Annotated in this window: 12 protein-coding genes; all 12 read left to right on the top strand. The window is 70.7% G+C overall.

From position 1 onward, the window contains the following. Nucleotides 1-3: 3 nt before the first annotated feature. A complete protein-coding gene (locus tag WCJ52_RS08045; protein WP_336902789.1) occupies nucleotides 4-1,479 on the top strand; it encodes a flavin monoamine oxidase family protein in 1,476 nt (491 codons plus the stop codon). Next, nucleotides 1,476-1,868, top strand: a complete 393-nt coding sequence (locus tag WCJ52_RS08040; protein WP_336902787.1) for a cytochrome c — start codon at nucleotides 1,476-1,478, stop codon at nucleotides 1,866-1,868. The genes WCJ52_RS08045 and WCJ52_RS08040 overlap by 4 nt, the downstream gene beginning before the upstream one ends. Before the next feature lie 118 nt (nucleotides 1,869-1,986). Beyond that, nucleotides 1,987-2,580 carry a hypothetical protein gene (locus WCJ52_RS08035; protein ID WP_336902786.1) on the top strand — a complete coding sequence of 198 codons (594 nt, stop codon included), beginning with the start codon at nucleotides 1,987-1,989 and terminating at the stop codon, nucleotides 2,578-2,580. Beyond that, nucleotides 2,580-3,899 (top strand): hypothetical protein, encoded by a 1,320-nt coding sequence (locus WCJ52_RS08030; RefSeq protein ID WP_336902785.1) that lies wholly within the window; start codon nucleotides 2,580-2,582, stop codon nucleotides 3,897-3,899. Before WCJ52_RS08035 ends, WCJ52_RS08030 begins: the two co-directional genes overlap by 1 nt. 10 nt (nucleotides 3,900-3,909) lie before the next feature. Beyond that, a complete protein-coding gene (locus tag WCJ52_RS08025; RefSeq protein ID WP_336902784.1) occupies nucleotides 3,910-5,622 on the top strand; it encodes a portal protein in 1,713 nt (570 codons plus the stop codon). A gap of 341 nt (nucleotides 5,623-5,963) precedes the next feature. Then, complete coding sequence (locus tag WCJ52_RS08020; RefSeq protein ID WP_336902783.1) at nucleotides 5,964-6,497, top strand: hypothetical protein; 534 nt, start codon at nucleotides 5,964-5,966, stop codon at nucleotides 6,495-6,497. A gap of 269 nt (nucleotides 6,498-6,766) precedes the next feature. Then, nucleotides 6,767-7,615 carry a hypothetical protein gene (locus WCJ52_RS08015; RefSeq protein WP_336902782.1) on the top strand — a complete coding sequence of 283 codons (849 nt, stop codon included), beginning with the start codon at nucleotides 6,767-6,769 and terminating at the stop codon, nucleotides 7,613-7,615. Nucleotides 7,616-8,165: 550 nt separating this feature from the next. Continuing rightward, nucleotides 8,166-9,311 (top strand): P22 phage major capsid protein family protein, encoded by a 1,146-nt coding sequence (locus WCJ52_RS08010; RefSeq protein ID WP_336902788.1) that lies wholly within the window; start codon nucleotides 8,166-8,168, stop codon nucleotides 9,309-9,311. Nucleotides 9,312-9,431: 120 nt separating this feature from the next. Next, on the top strand, nucleotides 9,432-10,001 hold the full coding sequence (locus WCJ52_RS08005) for a hypothetical protein (protein WP_336902781.1): 570 nt from the start codon (nucleotides 9,432-9,434) through the stop codon (nucleotides 9,999-10,001). Next, complete coding sequence (locus WCJ52_RS08000; RefSeq protein WP_336902780.1) at nucleotides 9,998-10,243, top strand: hypothetical protein; 246 nt, start codon at nucleotides 9,998-10,000, stop codon at nucleotides 10,241-10,243. The genes WCJ52_RS08005 and WCJ52_RS08000 overlap by 4 nt, the downstream gene beginning before the upstream one ends. Next, a complete protein-coding gene (locus WCJ52_RS07995; RefSeq protein ID WP_336902779.1) occupies nucleotides 10,244-10,834 on the top strand; it encodes a hypothetical protein in 591 nt (196 codons plus the stop codon). 24 nt (nucleotides 10,835-10,858) lie between these two features. After that, the gene (locus WCJ52_RS07990; protein WP_336902778.1) at nucleotides 10,859-11,272 is read left to right on the top strand and encodes a hypothetical protein; all 414 of its coding nucleotides are present in this window, start codon (nucleotides 10,859-10,861) and stop codon (nucleotides 11,270-11,272) included. Nucleotides 11,273-11,398 lie beyond the last annotated feature (126 nt).

The following is an 11,398-nucleotide window of genomic DNA, read 5'->3' as shown; positions in this document are numbered from 1 at the left end:
GCGATGGCCGGGCCGCCCAAGCTGTCAGGCGGGGGTGGGCGAAAGATCGTCATCCTGGGCGCCGGGGTTGCCGGCCTGACCGCGGCCTACGAGCTGAGCCGGGCCGGTTACGACGTGACGGTGCTGGAGGCCCGGAGCTTCGCCGGCGGCCGCTGCCAGACGGCCCGCAAGGGTTTCACCCTGACGGAACTGGGCGGTGAGACCCAGACTTGTGACTTCGACGACGGCCTGTACATCAATCACGGGCCGTGGCGGATCCCCTACCACCATCATTCGACCCTGCATTACACGAAGGAATTCAATATCCCACTCGAGGTGTTCGTGAACGACAACGACGCCTCCTACGTCATGTATGGAAAGGGAAAGGGCCCGCTGGCGGGCAAGCCCCTGCGCAAGGGACAGGTCGCCGCCGACATTCGTGGCGGCGCGGCGGAAATCCTGGCCAAGTCGGTGAAGCAGGGTGCCCTGGACCAGTCCATGTCGGCCGAGGACCGCGAGCGGTTCCTGGCCTACCTGGTGAACGAGGGCTACCTGGACTCCGACCTCGCCTACCGTGGGACGGACGGACGCGGCTATGACGTCCTGCCGGGTGCCGGGGTCTCGCCGGGGCCAGGCAAGGCCTCAACCCCCTACGCCTTCCAGGACGTACTGAACTCGGGTGCCTGGAAGACGGTCCGGTCGGTGGCCGGTTTCGAGCAGCAGAGGACCATGTTCCAGCCGGTGGGCGGCATGGACCGGATCGCCAAGGGATTCGAGGCCAAGGTCGGCAACCTGATCCGCTACTCGACCGTGGTGAAGACCCTGCGGCAGTCGGACAAGGGGGTGGAGATCACCTACGCCGGTCCGGACGGCCAGACGGGCAAGCTGAAGGCCGACTACTGCCTGTGCACAATTCCCCTGTCGGTCCTCAGGCAGATGGACATCCAGGCCTCCAAGCCCTTCAAGGCGGCGATCGGGGCGGTGTCCTACGCCCTGGTCGGCAAGATCGGCCTGCAGATGAAGCGGCGGTTCTGGGAAGAGGACCACGGCATCTACGGGGGCCACGTCTATTTTGACGACCCTGAGATCCTGACCATGACCCTGCCCTCGACAGGCTGGCAGGGCCGCAAGGGCGTGATCCAGGGCTACTACCAGTTCGGCGCCCAGGCGGCGAAGGTCAGCGCCCTGTCCCTGGCCGAGCGCCAGGCCCTGGCGAGCCGGGCGGGCAACCGGGTCTTCCCCGGCTATTCCGACAACATTGAAACATCGTTCTCGGCGGCCTGGCACCGGATCGAACACAACCTGGGCGGCTGGGCCCAGTGGAGCGACGAGGCGCGGGCCAGCGCCTATCCCGTCCTGTGCGAGCCGGACGGCCGTCTCTACCTGGCCGGGGAGCACCTGAGCTACCTGACCGGCTGGCAGGCCGGAGGGATCGAGAGCGCCTGGCAGCAGATCACCAAGCTGCACGCGCGCATTCAGGCGGAAGGAGGAAAGGCATGATCCGCACCACATGGATCGCCAGCGGCGCCCTGCTGCTGGTCCTGACGGCGGGAGGGGCACAGGCCGCGGACGGGCGTACGCTCTACGTGGAGAACTGCGCCGCCTGCCACCGGCCAAACGGCGTCGGCGTGCCGGGAGCCTTCCCGACCCTGGTGGGCAGCAAGGTGGTGACGGGAGACCCCAAGGCCACGGCCCGGATCGTACTGGAGGGCCGGGGCGGCATGCCGGCCTTCCAGGGCGAGATGGACGACGACGAGGTCGCCGCCGCCCTGACCTATGTCCGGGGCAGCTGGGGCAACAAGGCCAAGCCGGTGCAGACCGCCGACGTGGGTGCCGTGCGCGGCAAGGCCCGCCGGGAAGACGCCCGGGCCAGCCTGCAGGCCCACTGACGGGGCAAAATCCTTCGCAGTATTTTTTGGCCGTGCGCGGAGCCGGGGCTAGGATGCAGGCCTGATCCGGAGCCGCGCCTGCGGCTTCGGGATCCTCCTTCCCGGACCCCACAACTTCATGACCCCATCGACGGCGAAAGACGCCGGCGCGCCGGTGATCTATTCCCGCGCGCTTGGCCTGGACATCTGTGACCGCACGGCAGCGGGCGCCTCGCCCCGGAGCCTGAGGGGCGCGCCCTTCCATGTGCGGCAGAGCGAGCTGAGGGGCTGGCTGGACGGTAACCCCGAATTCGCCGCCCTGTTCGGCCTGGCCTGCGCGGCGGGGGTGGCGCCCCAGCGCTACGGACTGACCCGGGCTGCAGAGTTCTGCCGCCGGGTGGCTGACGGGGCCATGGTGAGCGAGGCCTGCGACCAGGAGGGCATGCCCTCCCTGGCGACCCTGCAGTGGTGGACCCACCGCCGGCCTGAGTTCGCCGCCATGCTGGCCGCGGCCCTGGACGCCCAGTCCCGGCGGCTGGCCGACCAGGTGACGGCCATCGCTGACGCGGCCAGCCCCGAGACCCTGCAGATCTCGCGCATGCGTATCGCCGCCCGGCAGTGGCTGGCCGCACGCCTGGCCCGCCAGACCCCGGAGGTTCCGGGGCGGCCTCCTGCGGTGGCGGAGACCGAGGGCTGGCCCGCCGGACTGGTGGTGGAGGCAGCGGAATTCTGATGAAGATTCCCACGACCTGGACCCCCCGGCCCTATCAGCTGGACCTTTGGCGCTATCTGCAGGCGGGAGGCCTGAGGGCCGACGTGGCCGCCCATCGCCGCTGGGGCAAGGACGAGGTGGCCCTGCACTGGACCGCGAGCCGGATGGTCACCCGCCCAGGCGTCTACTGGCACATGCTGCCCGAGACCGCTCACGCCCGGAAGGCGATCTGGGAGGCGGTGAACCCGCACACTGGCCGCAGGCGGATCGACGAGGCCTTCCCGAGGGCCCTGCGCGCCTCGACCCGGGGCGGCGACATGCGGATCGAGCTGAAGAACGGGTCGGTCTGGCAGGTGGCGGGCTCGGACAACTATGACCGGCTGGTGGGGGCCTCGCCCCTGGGGGTGGTGTTCTCGGAGTGGGCCCTGGCCAAGCCCGAGGCCTGGACCTACCTGCGGCCGATCCTGGCGGAGAACGGCGGCTGGGCCCTGTTCCTGTGGACGCCGAGGGGCCGCAACCACGCGGTTCGGGCCTTCGAGAGCCGTAGCCGGGACCCGGCCTGGTTCACCCTGAAGTCGCCGGCCACCCACACCGACGTCTTCACCGCCGAGCAGCTGGCCCGGGAGGAGGCGGACCTGGTGGCCGAGACCGGATCGGCGGAGGAGGGCCGGGCCCGCTTTGCCACGGAATACCTGGTGGCCTTCGATGCCCCGGCGCCGGGCGCCTATTACGGCTCGGTCCTGGGGGAGGCGGACAAGGCCGGGCGGATCACGGCGGTGCCGCACGATCCTTCCCTGAGGGTGGACACGGCCTGGGACCTGGGGATCGCCGACGCCACGGCCATCTGGTTCCTGCAGGAGGCCGGCCGCGAGGTGCGGGTGATCGACTATTTCGAGACCTCCGGGGAGGGGCTGCAGGCCATCGTCCGCCAGGCCCTGGCCGACCGGCCCTTCCTTTATGGCCGCCACTACCTGCCCCACGACGTGAAGGTGCGGGAACTGGGCGCATCGGGGCGCTCGCGGCTGGAGACCCTGGCGGGCCTGGGGGTGAGCCCGGTGGAGGTCTGCCCCGCCGCCGACCCCGAGGACCGGGTCCACGCCATGCGCCAGATGATCCCCATGACGGTCTTCGACGCCGGACGGTGCGCTTCCGGCCTGGACCGGCTGAGGGCCTACCGAAAGCGCTGGAGCCCGGCCCTTAAGACCTTTTCCGGGCCCCTGCACGACGGCGCGAGCCACGCGGCCGACGCCCTGGGGCTCTACGCCCTGAACCGGCGGGGCGGGAGCGCTGTACGGCGACCCGCCCAGCGCCGCGAACATCAACTGGACTGGATGGCTTGAGGACATGGACATGACGGACGAGACTCAGGACGAGACGCGCACAGCGGACGAGACGGTGTTGGCCCGGGCGCGGGCGGACTTTGCCCGGGCGCGGGAGGCGATGCGGCAGGACCGGGACGCCGCCGCTGAGGACCTGCGCTTTGCCCGGCTGGGCGAGCAGTGGCCCGAGGCCATCCGCCGGGCGCGGGAGCTGGAGGGCCGGCCCTGCCTGACCCTGAACCGGCTGCCGGCCTTTATCCGCCAGGTGGTGAACGAGGCGCGACAGAACCGGCCGGCTATCACCTGCCATCCGGTGGATGACGCGGCGGACCCGCAGACGGCCGAGGTGCTGAACGGCCTGATCCGCAATATCGAGCAGTCCTCGGACGCCGATGTGGCCTACGACACGGCCTTGGACTTTGCCGTGACCTGCGGCTTCGGCGTCTTTCGCATCAATGCCCGGGCCTCGGAGACCGGCGGCGAGGACCTGGACCTGGCCATCGAGCGGGTGGCCGACCCCTTCAGCGTCTGGGGCGACCCGGACTCCCTGGCGGCGGACTCCTCGGACTGGGACGTCGCCTTCGTGACCCGGGAGATGGGCCTGGCAGCCTTCCGGGCCCGCTGGCCGGACGCTGAGCCGGTGGACTGGTCGATGGAGGACGAGGCTCAGGTCGAGGCGTCGTTCCTTGGCGGAGACGGCGGGCGGCGGGTGCGGATCGTCGAGGCCTGGCGGCGCGAGGCGGTGGAGCGGACGCTGATTACCCTCTCAGATGGCCAGGAAATGGAGGCTGGGGCGTTCGAGGCCCGCCGGCCCTACCTGGAGGCCTCGGGCCTGGCGCCGGTCGGTCCGCCCCGCAAGGTCCCTGGCTTGAGGGTGGTGCAGAGGATCCTCTCGGGAGCGGCGGTTCTGGAGACGGTGGACTGGCCGGGGCGCTACATCCCCCTGGTCCCGGTCTATGGCGAGGAGATCCGGGTCGATGGCCGGCGGCGCCTTCGCGGCCTGGTGCGCGACGCCCGGGACGCCCAGCGCATGTTCAACTACTGGCGCACGACCTCGACGGAGCTGGTGGCTCTGGCCCCCAAGGCCCCCTTCATCGGGCGCAAGGGCGCCTTCGACACTGACCAGGCCAAGTGGACGACGGCCAACAGCCAGACCCACGCCTTCATCGAGTACGACGGCCCCGAGCCGCCCCACCGCCAGCCGTTTGCGGGGGTTCCGGCGGGAGCCCTGCAGGAGGCGCTGAACGCCGCCGACGACCTGAAATCGATCATGGGCCTGCATGACGCCAGCCTGGGGGCGCGGTCGAACGAGACGTCCGGCAAGGCGATCCTGGCCCGGCAGAGGGAGGGGGATGTCTCGACCTTCCACTATATCGACAACCTGTCCCGGGCGATCCGCCACGCCGGGCGCATCCTCATCGACCTGATCCCCAAGGTGTATTCGACCCAGAGGATGGTTCGGATCCTGGGGCCGGATGGGGTCCCGGCCCTCGCGCCTGTGAATGGGGCCGAGGGCGGTGGGGGCCGGGTCTTTGACCTGGGCACAGGGCGCTATGACCTGACGGTTCGGGCCGGACCCTCCTTCGCCTCGCGCCGGGAGGAGGCGGCCAGCCAGATGATCGAGCTGATCCGCGCCTTCCCGCCGGCGGCACCGCTGATCGGGGATCTGCTGGCCAAGAACCTCGACTGGCCGGGGGCGGACGAGGTGGCCCGCCGGCTGGCGCGGGCGAATGGCGGGGGGTGAGGGCCATAAAAGTTCCTTATTTGTTCACGCTCATGGAGTCTGTGATCCAGCAGGAGTTTTCAAGTGTTGACAGATGTTCACGGCCTGAGCGATACCCGTGGTCTCGGCGGCTAGGCCCCGTCACCCTGACAAGGAGGTGGAGGCGGCTGTGCGGCATGCAGAGGCGCTGGGATGGAGGGTGCGGATGCAGGGCCACTGGGGGCGTCTCTATTGCGCCCATGCAGACCGGGAGGGTTGCCAGGTCGGGATCTGGGGAACGCCCCGGAACGGCGGCGATCACGCCCGTCAGATCCGCCGCGCCGTGGACAGATGCCCTCACGCGGGCGGACAGGAGGCTGCCGATGGAGACGCATGAATTCACGATCATCGCCACAGGGCTGGATCCATCGGCCGAGGATTTCGAGACGCGGTTCCTGGAGGCCGGGTGTGATGACGCCACGATCGCCTTCCAGAAGGGCCGCATCCTGGTCGACTTCGCCCGACGGGCCCCGTCGCTGGAGGCGGCACTGGCCTCGGCGGTGGACAATGTCCGGGCGGCGGGGGCGCAGGTGGTGCGGATCGAGCCCGACCCCCTGGTCAGCCTGGCGGACATGGCCGGCCGGGCGCAGCTGAGCCGCTCGGCCCTGACCAACTATTTCCGGGGCCACCGGGCGGAGGGTTTTCCCCCACCCCGGGCGCGGGTGATGAGCGACAGCCCCCTTTGGAACTGGGCGGACGCCTCGGCCTGGCTCTACAGGCGAGCCCGGGTCAGCCGGGCGGTGGCTATGGACGCCCTCGTCGTCAGTGAAGCCAACGCCCTGATCGACCGGGACGAGGCCGACTTTAGGCGAGCCCTGGATGAGAGGGTCCGCGCGGCGGTGAGGGCGCTGGACTGAGGCGCAGTGAGGGGGGAGTGGAGAGGCCGTTGACCCCCTCCGTCGCGCTACGCGCGCCACCTCCCCCTTGGGGGCGGAATTAGAGCTCTCAAATGCTCCACCTCAGGGGGAGCTCCCGGCGGAGCCGGGTGAGGGGGTCAACGGCGGCTCAGCTGACCCCCTCCGGCCCGCTGCGCGGTCCACCTCCCCCTGGGGGGAGGAATTATCTGTTCTATTTTTGTTCACGTCGCGCGGTTGTGGCAGGATGTTTTCATGATGGAGGATTGCGGATGACGGACGAGGTCGTGGACGAGGGCCCGGGTGAGAGTGTGGACCTGGCCGAGGAGGTGATCGAGGAGACGGTGGCCGAGGCCGAAGACGCCGAGGCGGAAGACGCCGAGGCCGATGACCGGTCCGGGTGGAGCGAGATCGAGGTGGATGGGCAGGTCTGGCTGGCGCCGCCAGAGCTGAAGTCGGCCTTCCTGCGGCAGGCGGACTATACCCGCAAGACTCAGGAGCTGGCGGAGCGGCGGCGGGAGGCGCAGGCCGAGCATGAGGCCGCCGGTGCCCACATCGCCGGCCGGGCGCGGCTGCACCTGCTGGACGAGCAGGCCGGAGCCCTGGACGGCCTGGACTGGCCGGCCCTGGAGGCGGCGGACCCGGAACGGGCCCGGGCGCTGCGGGAGCGGCGGCTGGGCCTGTCAGAGACCCGGGAGCGCCTGGCCTTTGACCTGGCGCGCAAGGAACACGAGACCCGGATGGCCAATGAGGCGGCTGAGGCCGAGGCGGTTCTGGCCACTGGCCGGGCGCTGTCGGAGCAGATCGAGGGCTGGTCGCCAGCCCTGGCCGCCCAGCTGGCCGACTTCGCCCGCAACTTCGGCGTCGAGGCTGACGAGCTGAGGCAGATCAACGATCCACGCCTGTGGCGGATCCTTCACCGGGCCCACCTGGGCGAGACCCTGGCCCGGCGACTGGCCGAAGCCGACCGACGGGCGGCGCGGCCGGCGATGCGGCCCGCCGCAGACCCGGGACGGCCCGGCTCAGGCGTCCCTGGCCTGGACGACCGGATGGAGACGGGCGAGTGGATGCGCCGGCGCAACGCCGCCGGCCTGCGCGAACGGCGTCGCCCAAGACCCTGAACGAATGGATTTTCCGGCGTCGCGAGCAGGCCCCCTCCCAGGGGATCTCGCGCCGCTCCCCTGGTGCCCCGGCGTGGACCTGGAGACCTCCAGCACCGCCGCCCCGGAGCGCCTGAACGACCTGAACCCTGAAACTGAAACCCCGCCGGGCGCCGCCCGGAAAAGGAACCCTTATGCCCAATTCCCTGCTTTCGGCCGCCACGGTCACCCGTGAGGCCCTCCGCGTCGACTGAGGCGCCTTCGCGGGGCGACCCGCGTCGAAGAACGATGTGAATTCGGTGAACCCCTAAACGGCGCAAGCGCCCGGCCGCCCCTTAGCCGCGGGCCCCGCGCCACATGGATATACCGAGCCAAGCCCGGCCCCAGACGACGGGGGCGGGAAGGTGTAACGACTATCCCGGAAGGGAGTAGGGCCAAGCGGCCCGAAGCGCATCGCACCCCCGCAGGTCCATTGGGCCTGGTGGGTGATGAGATAGTCTGCTCTGCGGCGGAAACCCGCAGCGGCCCGAAAGGGCGGTCCCGGCCCAGCGACCCGGGGTGAACACAAGGCCTGCACCAGAAACTGAACTTTGTCGGCACCATTTCGAGGGAGTACGACGAGCGCTTCGCCCGCCAGGGCGCCAAGGTCGGCGATACCCTGAAGGTCCGCCTACCCAACCAGTACGCCGTGCGTACCGGCCCGGCCCTGGCGACCCAGGACACCAACGAGACCAGCGTCGAGCTGAAGGTCCAGACCCAGAAGGGCGTGGACCTGAACTTCACCAGCGTCGACCTGACCATGACCCTGGACGACTTTTCTGACCGGGTCCTGGAGCCCGCCATGGGTGTGCTGGCCGCCTCCATCGAGGCGGACGCCATGACCATGTACCAGGACGTGGCCAACCAGGTGAACAGCCAGGGGGCGGCCGCCAGCTTCCAGAAGGTCCTCCAGGGCCGGAAGATGCTGGTGGACAACCTGGCGCCCCTGGGCGGCCGGACGGCCAACCTGAACACCCAGGACAACATGGACCTGGTGGACGCCCTGAAGGGCCTGTTCAACGACTCCGACGCCGTGGCCAAGCAGTACCGCGAGGGCTATATGGGCCGCACGGCGGGGTTCGACTTCATGGAGAACACCCTGTGGCCGGCGCACCTGCGCGGCGGTGCAGCAGGCTATACGACCAACACCACCAGCGCCGCCCTGCCGGTGAGCGCCACCCCGGTGACCGCCATCACGGTGGCGGCGGGGACCGGGACCCTGGCCAAGGGGGATGTCTTCACCCTTGCCGGGGTCATGCGGGTCCATCCGGAGACCAAGGCCAACACCGGGATCCTGCAGTCCTTCGTGGTGACCCAGGCCTTCGCCGGGGGTGCCGGCGTGGTGCAGATCTGGCCGGCCATCATCACCACCGGGCCGATGCAGACAGTGACGGTGGCCCAGTCGAACACAGCCGCCCTGGTGACGGTGGCAGGGGTGGCCAACACCCCGCACGGCCTGTCCATGCTCTACCACAAGAGCGCCTTCGCCTTCGCCACGGCGGACCTGGTCATGCCCCGGGGCGTCGACTTCTCGGCGCGGCAGGTGTTCGACGGGATCTCGATGCGGATCGTGCGGCAGTACGACATCAACAGCGACAGGTTCCCCTGCCGGCTGGACGTCCTCTACGGCTACCGGACCCTGCGTCCGCAGCTGGCCTGCCGCCTGGCCTGTAACTGAGGCTGAAGGGCCCTCCCGCCTCCGGACGCGTTCCGGGGGCGGCGAGGGTCGGGCCCTCTTCTCTTCCCTCCTGGCCTTCCTGGCCTTCCCGCCTTCCCCCCTGACAGAGGAGACCCCCGCATGGGGCTCGCCACCTATGACCACCTGAAGGCGGCGGTAGCCGACTGGCTGGACCGCGAGGACCTGGCTGGCCGGACCGGCGACTTCATCACCCTGGCCGAGGCGCGGATGAACCGGCTGATGGGCTTTTCGGGCCTGACGGTCCGGGTCGCCCTGGAGGCCGGGCCTGGCCAGGCCGAGCTGGCGGCCCCCGCTGACCTGCGCGACGTCCTGGCCCTGGTCCGGACGGCGGACGGGACGGCGCAGGGCTTCCGTGCCGAGCCGGGACGGCTGGTCCTGGACCCGCCCCCGGCGGGGGCTGTGAGCCTGGAGCTGACCTACCGGGCCCGGCCCCGGCTGTCGGAGGCCCGGCCGGTCAACGCCGTGCTGGTCGAGCACCCGGACATCTACCTGTTCGGCGCCCTGGCCGAGGCTGCGCCCTTCCTGCGCGATGGCGAGATGCTGGCGGTGTTCGCCGCCCGGTTCGACGCCGCCCTGACCGAGGCGCGGATGCGTGAGGCCCGGATTGCTGGCCCTGCGCCCCTGCGGGTCGACCCGGCGGCGGCGGTGCTTCCGAGGTGGCGGGCATGATCCCGGCCGATCCGGGCCCCGGCGCTCCGCCGGCCCTGCGCCCCCTGCTGGGCGCCATCCTGGACGCCCTGCGGGCCCTGGAGGCGCCGACCGCCCCCCTGCCGGCGGCGACCTGCCTGCGCGCCGACCTTCCCCCCGCGGGGGCCTGGCCCTGGCGCCTGATCCTGATCCGGGACCTGGGGGTCCTGGCCCATTCCGACGGAGTCCGCTGGATCCGTCATGACACCGGAAAGGAAGTCTGAATGCCCTCTACCGCCACGCCGAGCCTGCGCCTGGAAATGCAGGCCGCCGGCGAGAACCTGAACACCTGGGGCGCGCCCAAGCTGAATACCGTGATCGCCCTGATCGACTTCGCCATCGCCGGATGGACCGCCATCAACCTGACCGGCAATGCGGTGCTGACCAGCGCCAATTTCGCTCCCGACCAGGCCCGCGCCGCCATGTTGAAGTTCACCGGTCCGGGGGGCTGCACGGTGACCCTGCCCTCGGTGAGCAAGCGCTATGACGTGGTCAACGCCACCGCCGGGACCCTGACCCTGACCACAGGGGCGGGGCAGGCGGCGGTGCTGGGCCCCGGGGACGCCGGCCCGGTGACCTGCGACGGGGTCAATGTGCTGTGCGCCCAGATCGGCGGCCGGACCCTGAAGGCCTATGTGGACGCCCAGGCCTGGGCCGGCCAGTCGGGAAGCCTGCCCGGCCAGGAGGGGGCCGCGGGCCTGCCCCTGGTGACGGATGGCCAGGCCCCCCGCTGGGCGCCCCTGACGACCTCGGCGATCTCGGACTTCAACCGCTCAGTGGCCGGTCTTGCCCTGTCCCTGTCCCTTGCCCTCTGACCCCTTTTTTTCCGGAGACCTTCCATGCCCGTGACGCCCAACTCCATCATTACGCCCCAGGTCCCGCGCTCGGCCTCGGGGGTGGCCAGCCTTGCCAATGCCGCCTATGGCGATGCCCCTGTCGGGGCGGCCCTGGTTTTTGCCGCCGGCCCAAACGGGGCGCGGGTGACGCGGGTGACCGCCGTGACCCGGGCCAGCCTGACGGCCACCGAGTGCCAGCTGTTCCGCGACCACGACGGGACGGGGACGGTGAAGCGCTTCTTCGCCAGCCGGCTCATGCCCGCCGTGACCGTCTCGCCCTCCACGGCCCAGGCGGCGGTGGACTTCGGGTATTCGGACTCCGCCCCCCTGCTGCTGGGGGCGGGGGAGAAGCTCTATGGCGCCATCGGCCAGGCCCAGGCGGGCGTGGTCTTCTGCGTGGAAGGGGCGGACTACTGATGCGCGGGACGCCGGGACTGATCCGCCCGCCCGGCCTGCGCGGCCTGCGGGCCCAGGGCCTGGGCGGCCGCCGAGCCGCCGGCGGCGGGGTACGCGTGGACTACCTCGTCGTGGGGGGTGGTGGTG

The sequence above is a fragment of the Phenylobacterium sp. genome (assembly GCF_037138395.1).
Taxonomy (GTDB): Bacteria; Pseudomonadota; Alphaproteobacteria; order Caulobacterales; family Caulobacteraceae; genus Phenylobacterium.
Note: the sequence above shows the minus strand (reverse complement) of the source record. Positions and strands in the feature narration are given on the sequence as shown.